Below are 21,624 nucleotides of genomic sequence, written 5' to 3'. Positions count from 1 at the left end.
GGGTAGTATTTAAAATATTTAATTATTTTTTGGATACCAACAACATTAGGCTTAAAAAGGTTTATTGCCTACTTAAATTTATTGTTAAGTCTTACTTTTTTAAATTGCTATTACTAGAGTATTATTTGACTTTTTAAGACTTCAATAATGATCGGTAAATTTAATTTAATTCCTTATTTTTGGCTGTAAAATACTTGTATTATTTATCTTTATCCCTTATGGGTTTAATCACCCACCATCACCTGTGGTGCAAATGTGGTTGCTGGGGTTAGAATCCCCATAGACCACATTTTTATGACTCCTGTACGTCACCAATTCGACGGCTCGCCTACCTAACTCCTTCTTCAAACCTGATTTTTTTTAAATTTCACTTAATTGCAATTTTGTCTTATTTTGATCTTCATACCATTTCTCAATCTCAAGTTCTTAATTATACATCCATTTTCTGATACTTCTATTCTATTTTTTAGATATTTATTAGCAGGTTGATTTTGAAGTTTAGTAGATTGAGGTTTGTTCAGTTTTAATATATTGTTTGCTTCATGATCTGAGAATTTTTGATTTTGAGTATAATTTTTTGACAAAGAAGGATACTCAAAAGATATTATTAAAAATATAGGTATAACAGAAATCAAACCGAGTTGTTTTAATAATAAAATAGTCATACTACCTCATTTCTTAAATCTGCTACTGTAAATGTCAGGTTGTTTGAGCGACAGACTCAAAATATTAATGGCTTTGAGTAATAATTACTAGCCTGATTTGAGAGAATATGTGAAAAGTATTTACAGCTTTTTTCACTTTAAGGAAAATAACCTTTGCATTGCTACCTTTAAGCTAGAATATATACTTTGCCCAAATAAAAAGCTGTATTTATATAGAGTAGCTTAACTATCTTTTCACCAGGTTGGGACTATTCAAAAAGAGAGGCCGGATAAGTAGACAATTTTTGTATACATCACTAACAACTTTATATAATACATCTCCTAAAAAAACAGACTATTGTTAAAAGTTTTTGTGAGATATTGTCAATTAACTCAGTATTTAAAGATGTTATTTATCACTCATCAGTTAACAGTTAATATTTTTAACAGGTTAATACCCCCACGTTTCTGCTTGAAAAGTGCGTGCTGCACCTTTGTGGCGGGTTGCTCATTTTCCATCATACACCTAAATTCCGCAGTTCCTCCCCAGAATGCTAATTAAATAATTATTAACTGTTCACTGATTCAAATGGTAGCTACATCAACAAATCAAGATTTTCCTAAATGTTGTTCTATTTTGTCTTCCTTGATGACTATACTTAATCAGTTTGCCTATCCTCTCACATCTATTTTAGATTTACTTTCTGATGATCCCTTACTTATATATCAAATCCAACAATTCCAATTTCGGTAAATATAGAATTTTCCCAAAAAAATGTTAGTTTTAGAGGAAATTCCTGGAAAAATGTAGTAGGACTTTACCTCTATCCATAAACTTTTTTATCAAGATCAAAATTTAATCTTTTTTCCTTTTGGTTTCTGATATAGCAATCCTATTTTATTCGTGTCAAAAATCTTACTGCTTTTTAGGGAACACTTCACTGGGAACACTTAACTGGTAAGAGTTTCAGTTTTTTTATTTACTTTTTGATTTGTCACGACCTATTTAGGATTGCTATATCGATCTTTAAGTTAGTATATGAAGAACAAATTACAACAATTTTTTGATCTTCTCACTCCTCTACTGCAAGATATAGGGTAAATATTTTTTGTGGTTTTTTCTATTGATTAGCAATATTTAATAGGTTATATCATGTCCGCTGAATGAGCTTTCAAAAAAGTTTATTCTGCCCTATCCTTCTTGACTCTATTCTTTTTCCTGACCTCTAATCACTTCATGTATAACAATTCAACTGCATCTCAGATTAATTATCAGTAATAATCTATCAAAGATAAATAATTAAAAGTATGAAGTAAATTAATACATCGATAAAAACTGATTTAGAGATATGTTAAAATTACACAAAATAGTGAAAATATCAAAAAAAGGAGATATCATTGATTATGGCGAGGCAAAATATCAAGTTTTGGGGACTTTTGGCTTTAGCTACATCCCCAATTATTGTAACTTTTTCAGGCGTGCAGTTAGTACAAGCACAGTCAACCGCAGAATTGTTGATTAGTGTAGAATTTCCTTCTGGGCCACAAAGAGCAAGTCCAGGAGAAACAAGAGGTGCGGGTACTCGTGGAGACCCATGTACTAGTGGTGAAATCAAATTGACAGCCTTAATGCCAGCAGATAATGTCGGAACAACAGTTGCCAATAACCCCAAATTTTTCGTGTATGTTCCCGAACACGAAGCAAAGTCAGCAGAATTTGAAGTATTTGATAAATCAGGTAAGAGCATCTATTTAACTAAATTAGATATTTCCGAGACTTCTGGTATTGTGAAACTTGCCCTGCCAAAAAATGTAAGTCTGACAACCAATAAAGAATATACTTGGATATTTGTAATCATTTGTAATGAATGGGATCGCAGTGGTGACGAATCTGTTAAAGGAATTATCAGAAAAGTAGAAATCAGTTCAGACTTAGAAAATAGCTTAAAAAATGCTAGTCCCCTTGAACAAGCAGAGATATATGCAAAAGCCAAAATTTGGAATGAAACGATCGCTACCGTGGCCGAGTTACGCAATTCTAACCCGACAGAGTGGGAAGAATTACTAACATCAGTAGGATTACACGAGATTGCTTCTGAACCCTTTGCACCCTGCTGTCAAGTAGAAGAATAAATTAAGTTAGCATTGAAATAGCTGTCAGTAACTAAGTTGAGTCTGGTAAAATACTCTCACATTGATTTCATGGTAAAGGTGGGCAGATAGATCTGTTTTTTTTACCCTCCCCCAAAAACTTTTAATTTTTACAGAGCAGCTTACACCAATGTTATGGAATAAATGCAAGAATTTTTTTTATCAGTGGTATGGTGTATGGATTACCGCCCCCACCGTCACAGGGTTAGTAATTATACTACGTTTTCTTGGCTTACTACAAGCTTGGGAATGGGCAACTTATGACCAATATATGCGATTACGGCCTTTGGAGAGTCCAGACAATCGCATTGTGATTGTAGGTATTAATGAAGATGATGTTAGAGCAGTCGGACAGCCAATTTTTCCTGACGCTATTTACGCTGAATTGCTGAATAAATTAAAAGCAATGGAGCCAAAAGTTATTGGTTTAGACATTTATCGAGACTTACCTGTAGAACCTGGCCATCAGGATTTAGTGAAAGTATTCCAGTCTACCTCCAATTTGGTAGGAATTAAAAAAGTAGTGGGGGAAAGGCAAAATGACGTATTAGAAGCACCACCAGCTCTGGAAACTAATCATCAAGCAGGTGCTAATGATGTAAAGGTAGACCCAGATAAAAAAATTCGACGAGGCTATTTATATATCACGCTACAAAACGGAGAAAATGTCTGGAGTTTTGCTTCTCATATTGCTTTGCGTTATTTAGATACTTTTGATATTAGTCTAGAGAAAATTGATGGTGACAAATTTCAGCTAGGAAAGACAATAATAGAGCCATTTGAAGCCAATGATGGTGGTTATATTAGAGCAGATGCAGGTGGTTATTTAATGTTTTTAAACTACCGGGGTCCGAGTCGTTACTTTGAGATTGTTTCCATGATGGATATTCTTGAAGACAGAGTGCCTGCTGATTGGGGTCGCGATCGCATCATCTTGATTGGAGCAGTCAGTGAAGGCTTTAATGATTTATTTTCTACTCCCTACAGTAGTAACTTAATTACAACTCTAGAACCCATGAGTGGGGTAGAAGTTCATGCTAATCTAATCAGTCAACTAATTAGTTCTGCTATGGATGGTCGTTCTCTGATTCAGATTTGGGGGGAACCTCTTGAGTGGGCGTGGATTTTATTCTGGTCTTTGGTGGGAGCAGCTACAACTTGGAAATGGCGTACTGCTGGTGGTGTTAGCTATTTTTCTATTTGGAAAGTCTTGACAATGTTCGCTTCAGGTATAGTCTTATTCGCTAGCACCTATACTGCTTTTGTATGGAATTGGTGGTTGCCAGTAATTCCTGCGTTTTTAGGTCTGACTGGATCAGCAGTTACAATTACAACTTATATTGCTCGTACTGCACAAGATATTCGCAAAACTTTTGGTCGTTATTTAACTGATGAAGTAGTGGCTACTTTATTAGAAAGTCCAGGAGGATTAAAGCTAGGAGGTGAACGCCGAAACATCACAATTTTAACTTCCGATTTAAGAGGATTTACTGCCACATCAGAACGTATAACACCAGAAGAAGTTGTGAAAATTCTTAACTTTTATCTGGGATATATGGCAGATGTAATTACTAAGTATCAGGGAACTATTGATGAGTTTATGGGGGATGGAATTTTGGTTTTATTCGGTGCCCCTATAACTAGAGAAGACGACCCGGTAAGAGCTGTTGCTTGTGCTATTGATATGCAATTAGCTATGGAACCTGTGAATAAACAGATGAAAGAATGGGGTTTACCGCCATTAGAAATGGGAATTGGTATTAATACTGGAGAAGTTGTTGTTGGTAATATTGGCTCTGATAAACGGACAAAATATGGTGTGGTAGGCAGTCAGGTAAATTTAACTTATCGGATTGAATCTTATACTACAGGTGGTCAAATTTTAATTTCTGAGACAACTTTAAAAGAAGTGGGACCGATAATTAAAATTAATGATGAAAAAGAAGTAATGCCGAAAGGAGTTAAAAAACCAATTACTATTTATGATGTTGCTGGTATTGATGGTAAATATAATTTATTTTTGACAAAAGAAGAAGAACATTATCTTCCACTCACAGAAACAATATCTCTAAATTATGTAGTATTAGATGGCAAAAATGTCGGTGATTGTTTGCAAAAAGGAAGCTTAATCAAATTATCAGAAAAAGAAGCAGAAATTCAGGTTGTGCAAACACGAGATCATCTTCCACCAGCTTTGATTAATATTAAACTTAATTTTATCTGGGATGGAAAAGAAAGTGAGGATGTTTATGGCAAAGTTTTAGAGAAATCAGGAGAAAATGGTAATTTTTATATTCGTTTTACGGCTAAACCTCCAGATGTTTCTGCTAAATTAGAATCTTTGTATAAATCCCTGCAAAGTTAGTGGTTGATTTTTAGTAGTATTAAATCTGATTGATGAGTTTTGATAGTTCAAATATTTGGTATGATGTCATTTTAGGTAAAACACCGCTTTGTTACACAAAAGATGACTATAAAAAAACTATAAAGAATAAAGATAGTTCAATAATTAATAATTATTGAAGAAGGAGACAGGAGACAGGAGACAGGAGACAGGAGGAAAATTACATGGGGATTCTCACCCCAAGTAATTTTGAACACTCCAGTTGACGGTGGGGTATTAAACCCACAAAGAAAATGATAATTAATAATTAATACCTCTTCTTTTTAAGAAGAGGATTGGTTAAAAGGAATTTTTTTGTTCTCTTGGTCGATTGGATCTGACGTACTTCGGAATGCTCCGCATTCCCGCATTCATGTGGGCGACAGCCGTTAACGTAGTTGTGCGCTAGCTAAACGACCGCTTTTTCTCCTTGAAAGGAGAGGCTTTAAACCTTAATTTTTCGGTAATATAATATATGTTAGAGTTAACAAAAAAAGCACCAAGTTATCAAAAAACAGCAAGTGTAATTATACCCACCCGAAACGAAGCTGGTACTATTGAAGATTGCATTACTAAAATGCCAAAACTAGGCAAACATACAGAAATTATATTTATTGAGGGTAATTCCTCAGACAATACTTGGGAAGAAATTAAGAGAGTTAAGAGTTTATATGAGGAGCAATGGGATATCAAAATATGTCAACAGAATGGTAAAGGAAAAGGCGATGCTGTTCGTCAGGGTTTTAACATGGCAACAGGTGATGTTCTGATTATTCTAGATTCTGACTTAACTGTTCAACCAAAAGAGTTAACCAAATTTTTCGAGGCGATCGCTTCAGGTGATTGCCAATTAGCGAATGGATCGCGACTGACCCATTCAGTATCATTGAAAACAATGCCATTGCTCAATCAACTTGCTAATCACTTTTTTGCTAAATTACTATCAATAGTATTGGGAGTCGAAATTAAGGATTCTCTTTGTGGAACTAAAGCTATTGCCAAAGAAAACTATCTCCAGATAGTTGCTAATTGGCAAAACTTTGGTAAATACGATCCTTTTGGGGATTTTGATTTGCTCATTGGGAGCAAAAAATTTGGCTTAACTATTCAGGATGTTCCTGTAGAATATTTACCAAGAACTTATGGGAAATCAAATCTTAAACATATCCAAGGCGGTTTCCAACTTTTAAAAATGATTTTATATACTGCTTCAGAGGTTAGGAGGTGAGAAATTAATGCAATAATGCAATTTTTTCAGAAATTTTTAGTATTTATCTATAGCCTAGTTAATAATACTGGTTTACTAAGAAATCTATAGACTTGATTTTCTCTAAAAGCTGATAGCTGTTTGCGTTTGCGTAGCATGACCTAGGAAAGTATTCCGGAACGGAAATGCTAAAAACTAATACCTATTTAAGTAGGGCTTGCTGATTAATTCTCGCGCGTATTGAAAGATAAAGGCTTTAGCCTTTTTGGGTTGGAGAAAGTACCAGCTTTTCAGTGGAAAGAGCTGCAAAAAGCTAGTATTTTGGGCTGATTATGGCAGAAAAATCTATGGACAGTTTTTCCGACGACTTCCTCTATAATTCCCATTTCTCCTGTACATCGCTAATCCGACGGCTCCCTTACCTGATATCAAATCCGGTTGAATAGTACTTATATATAGTATATAGTTTGGGCAGTAGGGGAGATTGAATATTGAAGTCTTATCGAGAATTATGAACACATATTATCAAAATAATATGGGTCTAAAACCCCGCCTTTTAAGGCGCAATATTTTTGGAGCGAAGCTCAAATCCCCTACTTCCCCTCCACGGTCGGGGTTAGGGGTGGGTTAACTTCTGACTTCTGACTTCGTTAAATCACCAGATTCTATATCATCCAAAAATTTCAATAACTATAACGTTGTAGTTAAGGGTCAGACCCCTCATAATAACTACAACGTTGCAGTTAAGGGTCAGACCCCTCATAATAACTACAACGTTGCAGTTAAGGGTCAGACCCCTCATTTAGTCTCCAAACCCTCATATAAAATCAGGTTAAACACTTAATTATATATTTGAGGGGGATGGGAAGATAGGATATAGGAGGAGATTGGATATTGAAGTCTAGATAAAATTATGAACATATAGTTATATAACCAGACTCTATAGAACCCCTAACCGTATCTTTCCACGTGGGATGTACTTTTGGCTGTAGTTCTCAGTCTGAGCGAGCCAGTGGAAATTCAGGAACTAGAATAGCGGAAAAAGCGGATGCGACCCCGCGACAGTTAGTCACACTTGGTAGCGCACCAAGTAGGTATAAAAATGCTCCCTACTCCCCTACTCCCCTACTCCCCTACTCCTCCTCTATTTTTAAATAGATCCCAAATGGATTCTATATGACTCCTGACTCCTACCCTTACCAAAAGATTTTATTCAGCAAACCCTAAGTAGTAATATTTTGGTGTCACTCATGCAGATAAATGACCGAATTCCCATGCCTGACCAGCCACGACCCATAGTAATTATCGGTGCTGGTGGCATTGTATCCGATGCTCACCTGCCAGCATATCAGATCGCTGGTTTTAAGGTAGCAGGAATTACTGATATTAAGCAGGAGAAAGCAGCCTCCCTGGCTCAGAAATTCTCCATTCCCAAAGTTTACGCTAGTGTTGAGCAAGCTGTCGCCGATGCTCCAGCAAACACAGTCTTTGATATTGCTGTACCAGCCTCAGCTTTGCTGGAACTGCTTCCCAAGTTTCCCCGAGGAGCTGGGATATTGATCCAAAAGCCCATGGGCGAGGATCTAGCTCAGGCACGTCAGTTGTTAAGCATCTGTCGCGAACGGGAGTACACTGCGGCGGTTAATTTTCAGTTGCGCACGGCACCGCCGATAATAGCAGCTCGCCACTTGATAGAAGAAGGTTGCCTGGGCGAGCTTCTCGACATTGAGATGCGGGTTACAGTTGACACCCCTTGGCATTTATGGGACTTCTTTGAAAAGTGCCAGCGGGTAGAAATTCTTTACCACAGCATCCACTATATCGACCTCATCCGCTCATTCTTGGGAGACCCCAAGGGGGTTTACGCCAAAACTGTCAAGCATCCTAAGATGATCGAGATGGCGTCAGTGCGCACGACCTTGATGTTGGACTATGGCGAGTTTGTGCGGGCTACCATCAATACCAACCACTGTCATGAGTTTGGTCTAAAACATCAGGAATCATATTTAAAATTCGAGGGCACCCAAGGAGCAATCAAGATCCACTTGGGCGTGCTGATGGATTATCCCAAGGGAACTAGCGATAAATTTGAAGTTTGTCTGTTGCAGGGGGAGGAGGAAGCGGAGTGGCAAAGCTACGAGATTCGGGGGTCGTGGTTCCCAGAAGCCTTCATTGGTTCCATGTCTAGCCTGATGCGCAAGTTGGAAGGCCCATCTCGCCCCTTGCCAACTTCAGTGGAAGATGCTTTCGTCACCATGTCGTGCGTGGAAGCAGCCTACCAGTCTAGCGAGGGAGGTGGCGTTCCTCTTTACGGAAGTCAAAATTCAAAAGCGAGTGCGTAATTCTGAGGTCTCCTCAGAATGTAAGACGCACTCAAGACAGTCAAAATTCAAAAGTAAGATTTTATAGACTCAGATACCGTTTCACGGAAGTTAAAAGTCAAAACTCAAAAGTCAAAAGTAAGATTTTATAGACTTAGATACCGTTTCACGGAAGTCAAAAGTCAAAACTCAAAAGTCAAAAGTAAGATTTTATAGACTTAGATACCGTTTCACGGAAGTTAAAAGTCAAAACTCAAAAGTCAAAAGTAAGATTTTATAGACTCAGAACTTTGAGACTACAGCAACTTCAGGAAAGTATTTCACATCTTTAAAGTGAATTGGTATAACGTGCCATTGGAGAAAAATATTGAAAGGCTTCACCGAAAAAGTGGGTCTGAAGCCTTCCCCTTTCAGGGAGACTTTTGCTAAGATTTCTTTAGGATGATGTTAATTAGGGTTTGCTGAAACAGTCTTATGGGTGAGGGTAGGAGACAGGAGACAGGAGACAGGAGAAAAGGGTCGGGAGCGAGCAGGTAGGAGTAAGAATTGTCAGAATGATTTTTCTGCCCAACTATGAGTCTAAAATACGCTCCATGCATGAGCGTAAACAGCTGAAAACCAGGCATTTTTTAAAAGTTCCAAAAAGGCTAAAACCTTTATCTGTAAATACTTTTAGATTTAATCAGCAGAGCAATAATTAACGAAAGGTAATTTTGCAAAAAAATTAAGATCTAAAGCCTCCCCTTTTAAGGGGATAAAAAAAGTAAGTTTCCATATTTCAAGCCTCTGGGTTTCCTAGGTCATGCTGCGCAAACAGCCAGAGGTACTGATAACTGATAACTGATAACTGATAACTGAAATGACATGGTGAAACTTCCAACTGAGAAAAAAATCACAATTGCCCGATTGATTAGTAATTTGATTGTTGGGGTTAGAGCAATTTTTGGGCTTTCATCAATTACTAAAGTATATCGTCGAGGTTTATGTTGGTCTCTTGATTTAAAAGAGGGTATAGACCTTGCCATTTATTTAGGAGTTTACGAGCCAGAAACAATCAAGGAACTAAAGCGTATTGTCAAGCCGGGAGATGTTGTTGTGGATATCGGTGCTAACATCGGTGCAATAACGCTTCCCTTAGCTCAATATGTGGGAATTGATGGATGTGTTATTGCTTTTGAACCAACCTCATGGGCCTATGGTAAGTTACAGAATAATTTATCTTTAAACCCTCATTTGCTCAATCGGGTTAGGACTGAGCAGATGATGTTACTAGAAGAGGAAAAAGAACTGCCATCTTTTGTGTATTCGAGTTGGAATCTGTCGGTGAGCGAGGACAAATTGACGCACCCACAACACAAAGGAAGATTAATGACGACTGATGGGGGTCAAGGGATATCACTTGATGGATATTTCGAGAAGAATCCTTGCCAGAAAGTTGATCTAATTAAGTTAGATGTGGATGGCTACGAACTATCTGTTCTCAAAGGTGCAAGGAAACTTCTTTTACGAGATTCCCCCAAGATAATTCTTGAGATGGCTCGTCAGAATGAGGAAGAGGAAAAACAGTTAGAGAAATTGCTTGCTGAGTTAAAAGACGCTCAATATCGACTGGTACATTTAACTGCTAAATATCCAATTCTGATGACAAAGGAGGCGATCGAAAAATTATGTCCTCCGGGTGGAAGTATAAATGTTCTGGCACTTCCCCAATAACCAAGTCAGAAGTCAGAAGTCAGAAGTCAGAAGTTATTTTTGTAACGGGGATGCGTGAGCAACTCTCCAAAAATATTTCGCCTTAAAAGACGGGTTCATTAATTGATAATTGAAGCGTGGATAATTGATAATTACCTCGGGTTTTAACCTTTACGGAATTGAATATAAGGAAGTATTATTTCTTTTATCTTGGTCGATGGTCGGACAGCGAGGAGACCTCGCCATCCCACCCTTCGGGAAGCTCCGCTAACGACGGCTTTTTCCCCTTAAAAAAGGAGGCTTCAAGGCGCGAATTATTGAATTATTAATTATTAATTATTCGGTAAGCTAAGACGCATTTAAAATGTGCCTTAGCAAGTCAGAAGTTAGAAGTCAGAAATCAGAATTAATAGGGACTATAATTTATATTAGGTACACAACAAATAAGTGGTTTAAATGCACAACAGCTTATTAGACCCAATTATTTTGATAAGACTATTTTTGCTTGGTAATTTAAACAGGAAATCTGATGGATATTTTGGGGATAGAAAAACTACTATACTTGATTTTTGTCATTACCATCGTTTTAGTGACTCTATGTTCTCTGGCAAGTTATTTAGGGAAGTTTCATTTTCTGCTCGAACTAACCTGCCATTTTAAAATCCAATATACATTTCTGAGCTTGTTGGGGATATCGTTTTTTTTATGGGTTGGCAATTTTCTCTGGTTGCTGATTAGTTTATTCTGCCTGACGATTAATTTATTAGAAGTAATCCCGTTTTATATTTCCCGAAATCTAATCAAAGATAGAAGCGTTCAAAAAATCAGATTTTTGGAAGCGAATGTTTTCTATAAGAACCAACAGTATGAGCGATTAATCTCTGAAGTAAAAGAAGAAAATCCTGATGTAGCTATATTTATAGAAGTGACTGATGCTTGGGCAGAAAAATTAGAACTTTTACAAAAAGATTATTCTTATTGGGTAATTCATCAAGAACCACAAATTGCTTTCAATGAAAATGTAAATTTGGGAATAGCGGTTTATAGTAAGATACCTCTAAAAAATACATCAATACAAGATTTAGGAGGAGGAAGAAAAACCATAAGTACCCAAATCGAGATTCAGGGAAAAACTCTCTCAATATTAGCAACTCATCCTAGCTGGGGTATTGGAAAATATGGGTTTAATTTGCGGAATAAACAACTATCAGAAATTGCCAGTTATGTAGCAAGTCAGAAAAGCTCAATTGTAGTCATTGGGGATTTGAATATAACGATGTGGTCTCCATATTACAAAGAGTTGATTCGTAATTCTGGACTGTATAATGCACGAACAGGCTTTGGTATGATTCCCACTTGGCCAAGCTTCATCCCGTTATTATCTATTCCAATAGACCATTGTTTGGTAAGTCAAAATATTAGGGTTGTCAAAATAAAAAGTGGTAAAAATATAGGTTCAGATCATTTACCTTTAATCACAGATTTAATCATTACTGGTAACAGAATATAAATTTGCTAGTCCTGTATTTTGTTCAAGTACAAATCGTGGCATTATATTAAAATAATCCCTAAAATTTGGCAATTTTGACTCAAATCTAACTTTTGAATTTTGACTTTTGAATTTTGACTTTTAAACTATGGTGCATCCAAAAGAAATATACGACTTATTGTTAGATTATGGCAACACTAATACTCCTATCAAAGAAGTATTAATTGGTTTAACCTGGACTCTGTGTGAAACTGAAAGTATTGGTTTATGTATGAGTCCAGGTACAGTTACACGCACATTACCTTGGTCAGGAACTCTGGTAAATAAACCTGTGAAAGAGTTGGCATCCTGGTTACGCTCTTGGAATAGTTTTGAGGCAACTGTGGGAATGGCAGCTATTAATGCAGAAATAAATGGGCGTTCCCAACTTCCCGCTCAAGGAGAATCATTATCTCCTTATGGACCGGGAAATTTGGCAGTATTTGAATATTTTCTACCAATGATTCGTGGAAAAAAAGTTGTTATTATTGGTAGGTATCCTAGGTTGTCTCGTTATGAAAATGAGATGGAAATGACTGTCATCGAAAGGCAACCAGGAGCGGATGATTTTCCAGATCAAGCATCGGAGTATTTATTGCCAGAGGCGGAATGGGTGTTTTTGACAGCGACTTCTATTGCTAATAAGACTTTTCCTCGTTTGGTGGAATTGGCAAAAAATTCTCAGTTAGTTTTGATGGGTCCAACTATGCCTTGGTTGGCTGATTTTAAACAATTTGGGATTGATTATTTGGCAGGAGTTACTGTTAGTAATTCTCAAGCTTTAAGACAAACTGTTGCTGAAGGGGGTGGGGTAAGAATTTTTGAAACAGGCGTGCAATATCATGTGTTGAAGTTGTAGTATAGCAGGGGAAAGTAGACATCTCCAAAAATCAAAAATACCATCAATTATCGTACATAAATTATCAGTTCTTTCCCCCTATTCTCTATTCCCTCTTTTCTGGAGATGTCTAATGAAAAAAAAATCGGACTGTGTTTAATTCATCATCAGTCTATGTTTTTAGCAATTCGTTCTTTACTCTAAAAGATTGATATTTAAGTATAAGCGTTCGCTTATGACAAAAGTATAAATATTATTAATAGCGATCGCTCATACAATTTCTTTGCTGCAGGAAAAAGTTATTCGTAAGCATTTAGCCAGCCTCCTACGGAGGAACTGCGTTAACAGCTATTGCTTTTAATTTTAGATAAAAGCTTTACTAATTAGGGTTTGCTGAAAAAGTCTTTTAGTAGGGGTAGGAGACAGGAGAAACGAGGAATTATAGAGGAGGTAGTCGGAAAAATTGAGGGACAATTTTTCTGCCATAATCATCCTAAAATACTAGCTTCTTGAGCTTTTTCCACCGAAAAGCTGGCACTTTTTTTCAACCCAAAAACGCTAAAGCCAATATTCAGTCAATACACGCGAAAATTAATCAGCAAGCACTAATTAAGTCATAATTTATACTTACTATAAAAGCTGGCCTTAAAGTCTATATTCATTCAAAACCCCCTCCTTTTGCTGAGAGCTGACAGCTAATAGCTGTTTGCGCAGTATTCAGCAGGAAATGCTTACAGTTATTCGACATAAATTTTAGGTTCATAAACTAAATTTCCGGCTATATAAGTAGCTTTAACTACTCGTTCATCTCCCAAAATAATCAGGGTAAATAATTCATCAATAATGTCAGTTAATAAATCGGAATTATTTCGAGAATTCCGCAACTTTAACAACGGAGTTACTCTGGTATCTAGCACAACTAAATCTGCTTCTTTCCCTACATCAAAATTGCCAATTTTATCTTCCAGGGATAGAGACTTTGCTCCTCCTAAAGTAGCCATATAAAAAGCTTTTAAAGAAGATAAATTGTTCTCTTGTAATTGAGATACTTTATAAGCGTCGTTCATAGTTTGAAATATTGAAAAGCTAGTGCCACCTCCCACATCTGTACCTAAACCAACTTTCACTGGAGTTTGTTGAGATTTTGCTGTGTGTAGTTGGAATAAACCACTGCCTAAAAATAGATTTGAAGTCGGACAAAATGCAATAGTTGAACCTGCTTGTGAGAGTCGATTAAATTCAGAATCACTGAGATAAATACCGTGGGCAAAAATTGATTGATTACTAACTAAACCGAACTTTTCATAAACATCTAAGTAGTCTTTACTATTAGGAAAAAGTTGGGCAACTTTCTCAGTTTCAGATTTTTGTTCAGATAAATGTGTATGTACATACACATCTGGAAATTCTTGTTTGAGAACTCCAGCTAGATGTAGTTGTTCTGGGGTAGAAGTAATGGCAAATCTCGGAGTAATGGCGTATAGAACTCTGCCTTTACCATGCCATTTTTTAATCAAGTTTTTGCTATCTTCGTAGCTAGTTTCTGGAGTATCCAACAAATAATCTGGAGCATTCCGATCCATGAGCATTTTACCAGCAATTATCCGCATATTTCGTAGTTCTGCTACTTCAAATAAGGCATCAACTGACTGAGGATAAACTGTGGTTAAAACTAAAGCACTTGTCGTGGCATTTTTTAGTAGTTGATCTAGAAAAAAGGATGCTATTTGTTGAGCGTAGGTTTTATCTTTAAATTTTCCTTCTGCTGGGAAAGTGTATTTATCTAACCATTCCAAAAGTTGTTTACTAGAGGAGGCAATTATTTCTGTTTGGGGATAATGGATATGAATATCGATAAATCCTGGTAAAATTAGCATTCCTGGATAAGAAATAATAGGAATTTCAGGATATTTAGGCTTTAATTTGTCGTAGTTTCCTAGTTCTTGAATTATGCCTCCGGAGATAATCATTAAACCATCATGAATATAACGAACGGTTTCTAATTCTGGATAGTAAAACGGATCTGCAACAAAATCTAGGAATGAACCCCTGATGGCTGAGATGTTAATATTTTGATTCATTTTTATCTAATATTTGGGCAATAGTATATATGAAGAAAATGAAAGGAAGAAGGAAGAAGGCGTTTAGTTATCTAGGAGATTAATTATCTAGCAGAGAAGGAAAAATCTTGCATTGTCTGAGTTTTAAGCTTTTGATATATCAAATAAAGTAATGGTGAGTGCTATACATATTTACCCTTTTTTAAGCTGTCCCCGACTTTTTAAGGGAGGTTAGGGGAGAACTTCAATAGCATTATTTTTCCCATTTCATATTAGTATGTAATACCAATTTGGAAAAAGAATGTTACGAATAACAAGGGCAGTAGGGGCGTTTTGCTCCGCAACATGTAAAGCGGAGCTTTGGCGCCAGCAAATAGCCATTCGCCCTTTACAGGGGGGTTGCACATTATGGAATGATACTGCCAAAAAGAGGTTTAGACTTTGACTAAAAAAACCTAATATTAATTGTTCTAGCAATTATCAAATCCAAAATCAAATTCAATCAAAAATCTCAAATCATTCGCCACTGTGCAACGCCTTTACAGGAGATGTATCTTGGATTAAAAAGATAAATTATGACCTAATAAATTGTATCAAAGCTATTCATTCTGTACGTTGCCAATCCGACACCTCCCCTAGCTGACTCCTGACTCCTCAGAAATATCCTAGCTATTTATAGCAAATATTTATCAAATTGATATAAATTAGTAACCTAAAAATTAATTTTTCACTTCCTCGTTACTCGTCAATACCACTGCTTGCTTATAGTAAAATAAAGATTGGAATATAGAGAGGAAAAATATCCTAAATCTTCATCAAAATTATTCCGTAATAGTTATGCTCATAGATAAAAAAACTTGCAAACTTTACCTCGCTTAAATCAAAGTATTTGGAAAAATATTCAATTTATTCATACCTCCCAATTCCCTTTCAAAATCTAAACCTTTGGTTTCCGAGCATATATATAGAAAGTCGTAATGTCATTCCAAATACCTTGGTCAGTTTTTAAGGCTTTTAATTCATTTTCAAACTCTAATTTAGCTTAATTCAATTCCTCTGTTGAAAGCTGTGATAAAGGCTTAGGTATTGTCCGGATGCAGGATGATAACTTCCAGCCCACTTTTTTTTTGCTGACTCTAAACTAATATAATTACCGTCTTGTTAAACTTTAATTTCAATTAACTCTAAACTTGCTTTTTGAAGTAATTTTTGACATTTTTCAACTGTTCCAGTTGGCTGACTCATTAAATATGAAATACCATATTTTTTTAGAATATTTTGTGTAATAACTCCACCAACAAAGGCAGTTTCAGCAAAAGCTTGAATTCCCAGAATTCCTCCTGGTTTTAGAAATTTACGCCAAAGAAGTAGAGACTTAACTAGATCGGACATCCAAATAAATGCAGATGCACAAAAAATACGCTCAAAATGATTTTCAGGAAAATCAATATCTTCAGCATCAGCTAGTAAAAATTCTAGATTATTTAGACCGAGAATATTCGCTTTTTTTTGGGATTGAGCAATCATTCCAGGTGCAATATCAATGCCAATTACTTTACCTGAACTGCCTACTAATTTAGCTGCGGCAATTGCACAATGGCCTGTTCCTGTAGCAATATCTAAAATTTGTTGACCAGTATTTACTTGTCCATATTCTACTAAACGATTAGCAATTCTCCAGTGCCAATCACTATTATCATATTTATCGCTTCTGCGAGTATATAAATCTGCTATCTCTTGTTTGTAATTATTTAAGTTAAGTTGATTCATTAAACATTTTTCCAATTAATTATGATATAACTCCTTCTTTTATACTACATTTCGTGGTGCGGAATGTGGGTTTAATCCTGTATCCTACAATAATTTTGAAGTGCTTGTCACTCCTGGAGAAGAGCATCTTAGTTTTGTGCGATACATCAGATAATAAAATGAAGTAAATAAAATCAGGGCAAACAATCCAGCCGATACTACCGATGTCGTGAGCGGAATCAACAGTAAGGAAGTCAGCAATTCAATTCCGATTAAACTAATCAAAATCCAAACCACCATTTGGCGTTCCATCAGACTACAAAGAATTGCTCCTGCTGGCGCACCCACTACCACAACCGGAACCGCAGCTAACCAATAATTACTAACGGGAGTAACAAAATCCCCCAGGATAAAGTGATGAATGAAAAAGCCTGTAACGGCATTAATTGCCATCAAAATTACTGAAGTAGGAGTGCTAACTTTCTCACACAAACCAAATAGTAACACCATTACAGAGTAGGCAAAAACATCCATTCCACTTCCGACTAAACCGCTAATCATACCACCCATTAATCCGACGACTAGAGATAAAATTTTTTCTCGTTTACCCCAGTGTTCAATAGTAAATTTCCGTTCATTCTTAGTTAAATTTAAGTGAATTAAAATGAGGGCAAAACTGCCAATCATCATTGTAAATGAAATTTTTATGACTTCGGGAGGAAGTAAAGGAGCCAGAAAAGCTGTTCCCATAAAAATACCTGGAATTCCCCCTAAACTCACCCAACGAATTAACTTCCATTCTACTTGAGTTTTCATAGCCACAATCGTAAAAGATGCGGCACTCATGCCAATACTTTGAATGGCTAAAGAAAAGAGTTTTGCATCAGGGGGAGAGACGTGAAGCCACTTTGTTAAAGCTGGAAAAGCAACTGCGCCTCCTCCCATACTTGTCGCTCCTGCAACCATGGAACCAAAGACCATTGTGAAGGCAAATTCCCAATGTTCAATCAGGTTATAAATAGCTCGACTAGGTTCAAGAATAATCAGCCAGCTTGTCCAAACTGTGAGTACACACAATAGACTATAACGAATGGAACGTTGGGATAAAATCAACTGAAATAATGAATACATAAACTTTAAACTATTGAAGATTATTTTTTTATAAAAAAGCTAATTTTATCAGCTTTTTGATTGCGGCTTTGATCAAATATAATTAATATCCCTTAAGTTGATTATTAGTAAACAAATTGATATAATATCATCCTAGGTTAAATACTTATACTTTGGCAGAGGAAAGGCAGAGGGCAGAAGGCAGAAGGCAGAAGGAAGAGAGCAAAGTTTGAAGTGAAGAAGTTTTTATAACTAATCATCCGAACATGATATAACAGGGATTAAAAATCCTCATATTTTATTACTGATTTAAAAAACAGTCAAAAAAAACAACTCGTGAGTTGAGTTTTATCAGTTGTAAAAATTTTGCAAATCAGTTTATCCTCAAAAAGTGATGGGTTGTTGATATTTGATGAATAGTGTTTTTCAATAGACATCTCCAGAGATGTCTGGAATCATAAAATTACATAATGCATAATATTTCTGTTGAAATAGCACCAGACATCTCTATCTATTGTGATGAACTTAGAAAGGAAGAGGTCCAGGAACTTGAATTCCTTTCTGAACCGCAGGACGTTCTGCAATTTGATCGTGCCATGCGATTAAGCAGGAAAACTGATCGAAGCCAAATCCCATACGTTTAGCAGTATAAACCCAACCCCAATGGGCAATATCTACAATAGAGTATTCATCACCGCAGAGATATTTTTGCTGCTTCAAACGTTGTTCAAGGACACCATACAGCCTTTCAGTTTCTTTGGTATAGCGTTCAATTGCGTAAGGGATTTTTTCAGGAGCAAACAAGGCAAAGTGCGCTCGTTGTCCGAACATTGGTCCAATAGAAGCCGCTTGGAAAAACAACCATTGAATTGCTTCCCAACGACCTTGAGTTGATTGCGGTACTAACCGTCCAGTTTTATCTGCAAGATAGAGTAAAATTGCACAGGATTCAAATATCGTTTGTCCAGTTTCTTGATCTACAATTACTGGAACTTTAGCATTAGGATTGAGTGCAACAAATTCTTCTTTGAATTGTTCTCCCTCATAGACATTTATATGCTTTACAGTGTAAGGGATTTCAAGTTCTTCCAAACAAATAGAAATTTTGTGACCGTTTGGGGTATTGTGTGTATACAGTTCAATCATTGAATATTCTTGGGTTGAGTAGTGAAATGTTCAGTGAACTTGAGAGGAAATCATCAAGATTTAATTGTTTTGGTTTTTTTGATAATTAAAAATTTTAAATAATTAAATCTTGCTTGATTTGTTTGATTTTTTTCTCCTCTCAATGTCTTTTTTTAACTACAAAATGTAGCTTTATTCCAGATAATTTATCTTGTTTTTTTTGATAAGTTATGACTCAAAAATAATAATGCCAATACAATCACCAATCCGGAATCAAAAATTGAAGGTTCGGGTACAGATTGACGGGGAGATTCTTGAGTGGCTTCGACAATACTCAGCACTTCAGAAACCTCAGAAAGAGATTTCTGAGCCTGATTTGCAAATATATTATGAGAACGGACAGTAGGATGAATGGGATTCCAGAATACAAATTCATCAGGATTGGTTGCATTGGTATCTAAAAAAGCCTCTGTGACATTAGAAAACCCAAAGTTAGCTGGATTTTCTATAGCTTGATTCAGGGCTGAATACATATCAACCTGAATAATATTGATATCTGAATTTTGTTCAACTTCTTCTAAAGCTGTTTGCAACGCTGCATTATGATCTTGAGTAACTTGTGCCAGCCTTTGCTGAACTTCAGGAGAACCATTAACAGCCAGGGGAATTGCACCTAAATCAAAAAGATTAGGTATCATAATATTTTTTGCCCCTGCATCGGCTAACTTATCAATTGTTGTTAATAAGTTGGTAATGGGTGTATCAACTTCCGTTAGACTTAAACCTACATAATCATTACCTCCTCCCCAAACCATGTAAAGTGCATCGGGATCGGCAACAGGATTTTCGGCGACAAAATCATCAATTTGTGTTTGGATTCCGGGTAAAGGCAGTAGGTTATCGGGTAAAACATCTGTTCTCGGATTGAGAACATTATCGGTTCCTGTCGTTGCACCTCCATAGGCGACATTATTTTCAGGATTTATCTCTAAACCCAACTCAGGGATTAAAGTTTCAATCCAAATTATCCCATTGGTAAAACGTCCTTCAAAATTTGGAAATTCTGGAAAAATACCGTTAGTCAGTTCAAACAAATTCCCATCATCAGAAAAACTATCTCCAAAGACATAAACATCGCTAAAAAGTTTGCCGGGAAGATAACCCTGATATTGACCAACTGTTAGGTAATGATCGAGGGGACTGTTGGCAGTACCATTTGCGATCGCATCAGCCACTTCTGGATATTGAGAAAGATAAAAATCTTCATCAAAGATTTGATCGATAGTGATGCTCATCAAAAATTTCTCCTTGTCCTAGTTGAGTTATCAATTTAAGTCCTGGAGCAGGATTTTTTCCACTCCAGTTTTTATTTTCTGAGATTAAAAAAGTCTGACGCTAAACTTCTGTTTATACAGTTTTAGAAGACTTTGTTTTAGATGAATTAAACATGAAACTACGTTCTACATTCCATTGATTTGACTTGCGATTTTTGAGCATTAAACCTGCACCGATTGTACCAAAAGCTAACAAACCAACAGGGAAAGAAGACTCAGGGATTGATCTTGTCCTAATAATAGCCTGGTCTGCTAGCAGACCAATAGAAGCTCCACCCGTAGGATTTTTTAACAATAAGTCAATGGTGTTAATGTCATTAGGTAGGGGAATATTTACCCTTTGAAAACTCTCGCCAATACCAAACTCAATTGGGATTTCAGTTCCAGTGCCTAGAAAAATGCTACCACCAACAATATCCTCAACAGCACCAGTGCGGATTACATCTACTGTTGCGACAGAAGACCCTTCCTCAGTGAAGAATTGATTACCGGCAAACTCTAGTGAGCTAGGAAATATAAGCCCGTTTGCTGGGGCGGCTTCCAAAAGTTCTTCAGGATTTACAGGAGGTTGATTAAATGGATCTGTTACGGGCTGACCGACTTCCCGGAAAAAGTCTTCAACTCCTGTAGGTTCATAATAAATGAGTAGCCTCGCCAAATCTGATGTCTGATTTCGGAAGGCGTGCTTGCCATTTTCGGGGCCAAAAATAAGCGTTTCAGGTGGTGTCAGTGCTGTTTGGTCTTCTAATTGAAACTCTAAAGTACCATCCAGCATGAAAAACCACTCAGCTTCATTTTCATGGAAGTGTAATGGAGTACCACCACCAGGGACAACAACCACATCTAATAGGGTGTATTGTTCATTAGTGGTCTCGCCTGTTTCAACAAAGGAAATTCGTCCACCTGCAACCCATGCAGTTTCTAAATCTTGGTAGAATAAAGATGTCGATGATGTATCATCTAACCCAGCTAAATAATCAGTGATAGGCGTGGGAATGGGGCCATTCAAAAAATCATAGATATCAATCGGGCTAGATGTTTCTGTCGAGCTAGATGTTTCTGTTGAGGAATCCTGTTGTTCATGCTCATGGAAATGTAAACCAACGTGAGCTTGTGCGGGGAAACTGATTCCTAAAGCTAATAGAAATGAGCTAGCGACGTAAAATGCGGTAGACTTAGTTTTTGTATTCATCAATAAAAATAGTTGCTGGTGATCCACACTATAACGAAGTCAGAAGTTAACCCACCCCCGCCCCTCCCAGGAGGGGAAGTAGGGGATTTAAGCCTCGCTCCAAAAATATTTCGCCTTAAAAGGCGGGGTTTTAGACCCAATTATTTTGATAAAGTGTGTTTTAGTGTTGGGAGGAAAGCAACCAGCATATAAATTACTTTCCCCTAAAATTTGAGAACAAACTTAATTGATCCCCCGAAGTGCACCATTAAACTTTTTATTTTTACATCTAGTAGTCAACTCAGAAGTAT

15 protein-coding genes are annotated in these 21,624 nt (G+C 36.6%); 8 read left to right on the top strand and 7 right to left on the bottom strand.

The genetic code is table 11. The features are described from left to right. Positions 1–371: 371 nt before the first annotated feature. Positions 372–665 (bottom strand): hypothetical protein, encoded by a 294-nt coding sequence (locus F6K18_RS26630; protein WP_287241142.1) that lies wholly within the window; start codon positions 663–665, stop codon positions 372–374. 1,383 nt (positions 666–2,048) lie between these two features. On the opposite strand from F6K18_RS26630, the gene F6K18_RS26625 reads away from it, so the two are divergent. The 8 genes from F6K18_RS26625 (at position 2,049) to F6K18_RS26590 (ending at position 13,277) form a co-directional block, all read left to right on the top strand. After that, positions 2,049–2,777: a DUF928 domain-containing protein gene (locus tag F6K18_RS26625; RefSeq protein ID WP_287525289.1), complete on the top strand. Its 729-nt coding sequence runs from the start codon at positions 2,049–2,051 to the stop codon at positions 2,775–2,777. A 148-nt stretch (positions 2,778–2,925) separates the two neighbouring features. After that, the gene (locus F6K18_RS26620; protein WP_287525288.1) at positions 2,926–5,160 is read left to right on the top strand and encodes an adenylate/guanylate cyclase domain-containing protein; all 2,235 of its coding nucleotides are present in this window, start codon (positions 2,926–2,928) and stop codon (positions 5,158–5,160) included. A 493-nt stretch (positions 5,161–5,653) separates the two neighbouring features. Then, complete coding sequence (locus tag F6K18_RS26615; protein ID WP_287525287.1) at positions 5,654–6,406, top strand: glycosyltransferase family 2 protein; 753 nt, start codon at positions 5,654–5,656, stop codon at positions 6,404–6,406. Between the two features lie 1,229 nt (positions 6,407–7,635). Beyond that, entirely contained in the window at positions 7,636–8,727 is a 1,092-nt protein-coding gene (locus F6K18_RS26610) for a Gfo/Idh/MocA family oxidoreductase (RefSeq protein ID WP_287525286.1), read from the top strand. Positions 8,728–9,570: 843 nt separating this feature from the next. Then, complete coding sequence (locus F6K18_RS26605) at positions 9,571–10,419, top strand: FkbM family methyltransferase (protein WP_287525285.1); 849 nt, start codon at positions 9,571–9,573, stop codon at positions 10,417–10,419. An 811-nt stretch (positions 10,420–11,230) separates the two neighbouring features. Then, positions 11,231–11,908, top strand: coding sequence for an endonuclease/exonuclease/phosphatase family protein (locus F6K18_RS26600; protein WP_287525284.1), 678 nt, complete (start codon positions 11,231–11,233; stop codon positions 11,906–11,908). Between the two features lie 127 nt (positions 11,909–12,035). Beyond that, positions 12,036–12,785, top strand: a complete 750-nt coding sequence (locus F6K18_RS26595; RefSeq protein WP_287525283.1) for a DUF364 domain-containing protein — start codon at positions 12,036–12,038, stop codon at positions 12,783–12,785. Between the two features lie 369 nt (positions 12,786–13,154). After that, positions 13,155–13,277 carry a hypothetical protein gene (locus F6K18_RS26590; protein ID WP_287525282.1) on the top strand — a complete coding sequence of 41 codons (123 nt, stop codon included), beginning with the start codon at positions 13,155–13,157 and terminating at the stop codon, positions 13,275–13,277. Positions 13,278–13,501: 224 nt separating this feature from the next. Here F6K18_RS26590 and guaD read toward each other — a convergent pair whose 3' ends face one another. From guaD to F6K18_RS26560, 6 genes are all read right to left on the bottom strand, one after another. Then, positions 13,502–14,845 (bottom strand): guanine deaminase, encoded by a 1,344-nt coding sequence (gene guaD, locus F6K18_RS26585; protein ID WP_287525281.1) that lies wholly within the window; start codon positions 14,843–14,845, stop codon positions 13,502–13,504. Between the two features lie 1,140 nt (positions 14,846–15,985). Then, positions 15,986–16,594, bottom strand: a complete 609-nt coding sequence (locus F6K18_RS26580) for a class I SAM-dependent methyltransferase (RefSeq protein ID WP_287525280.1) — start codon at positions 16,592–16,594, stop codon at positions 15,986–15,988. 84 nt (positions 16,595–16,678) lie between these two features. Next, positions 16,679–17,704 carry a sulfite exporter TauE/SafE family protein gene (locus tag F6K18_RS26575; RefSeq protein ID WP_287525279.1) on the bottom strand — a complete coding sequence of 342 codons (1,026 nt, stop codon included), beginning with the start codon at positions 17,702–17,704 and terminating at the stop codon, positions 16,679–16,681. 504 nt (positions 17,705–18,208) lie between these two features. After that, positions 18,209–18,829, bottom strand: a complete 621-nt coding sequence (locus F6K18_RS26570) for a glutathione S-transferase family protein (protein WP_287277810.1) — start codon at positions 18,827–18,829, stop codon at positions 18,209–18,211. A gap of 185 nt (positions 18,830–19,014) precedes the next feature. Further along, positions 19,015–20,103 (bottom strand): SGNH/GDSL hydrolase family protein, encoded by a 1,089-nt coding sequence (locus F6K18_RS26565; RefSeq protein WP_287525298.1) that lies wholly within the window; start codon positions 20,101–20,103, stop codon positions 19,015–19,017. A 112-nt stretch (positions 20,104–20,215) separates the two neighbouring features. Next, positions 20,216–21,334 carry a cupin domain-containing protein gene (locus tag F6K18_RS26560; RefSeq protein ID WP_287525278.1) on the bottom strand — a complete coding sequence of 373 codons (1,119 nt, stop codon included), beginning with the start codon at positions 21,332–21,334 and terminating at the stop codon, positions 20,216–20,218. Between the last annotated feature and the right edge of the window lie 290 nt (positions 21,335–21,624).

This window comes from Okeania sp. SIO2C2 (assembly GCF_010692625.1).
Lineage (GTDB): Bacteria > Cyanobacteriota > Cyanobacteriia > Cyanobacteriales > Microcoleaceae > Okeania > Okeania hirsuta.
The sequence above is the reverse complement of the archived record's forward strand: the minus strand, read 5'-3'. Positions and strand labels throughout refer to the sequence as shown.

Coding starts and splice junctions, on each gene's coding strand:
- F6K18_RS26630 (WP_287241142.1), bottom strand. CDS start 665: ATGACTATTTTATTATTAAAACAACTCGGTTTGATTTCTGTTATACCT.
- F6K18_RS26625 (WP_287525289.1), top strand. CDS start 2,049: ATGGCGAGGCAAAATATCAAGTTTTGGGGACTTTTGGCTTTAGCTACA.
- F6K18_RS26620 (WP_287525288.1), top strand. CDS start 2,926: ATGTTATGGAATAAATGCAAGAATTTTTTTTATCAGTGGTATGGTGTA.
- F6K18_RS26615 (WP_287525287.1), top strand. CDS start 5,654: ATGTTAGAGTTAACAAAAAAAGCACCAAGTTATCAAAAAACAGCAAGT.
- F6K18_RS26610 (WP_287525286.1), top strand. CDS start 7,636: ATGCAGATAAATGACCGAATTCCCATGCCTGACCAGCCACGACCCATA.
- F6K18_RS26605 (WP_287525285.1), top strand. CDS start 9,571: ATGGTGAAACTTCCAACTGAGAAAAAAATCACAATTGCCCGATTGATT.
- F6K18_RS26595 (WP_287525283.1), top strand. CDS start 12,036: ATGGTGCATCCAAAAGAAATATACGACTTATTGTTAGATTATGGCAAC.
- guaD (WP_287525281.1), bottom strand. CDS start 14,845: ATGAATCAAAATATTAACATCTCAGCCATCAGGGGTTCATTCCTAGAT.
- F6K18_RS26580 (WP_287525280.1), bottom strand. CDS start 16,594: ATGAATCAACTTAACTTAAATAATTACAAACAAGAGATAGCAGATTTA.
- F6K18_RS26575 (WP_287525279.1), bottom strand. CDS start 17,704: ATGTATTCATTATTTCAGTTGATTTTATCCCAACGTTCCATTCGTTAT.
- F6K18_RS26570 (WP_287277810.1), bottom strand. CDS start 18,829: ATGATTGAACTGTATACACACAATACCCCAAACGGTCACAAAATTTCT.
- F6K18_RS26565 (WP_287525298.1), bottom strand. CDS start 20,103: ATGAGCATCACTATCGATCAAATCTTTGATGAAGATTTTTATCTTTCT.
- F6K18_RS26560 (WP_287525278.1), bottom strand. CDS start 21,334: ATGAATACAAAAACTAAGTCTACCGCATTTTACGTCGCTAGCTCATTT.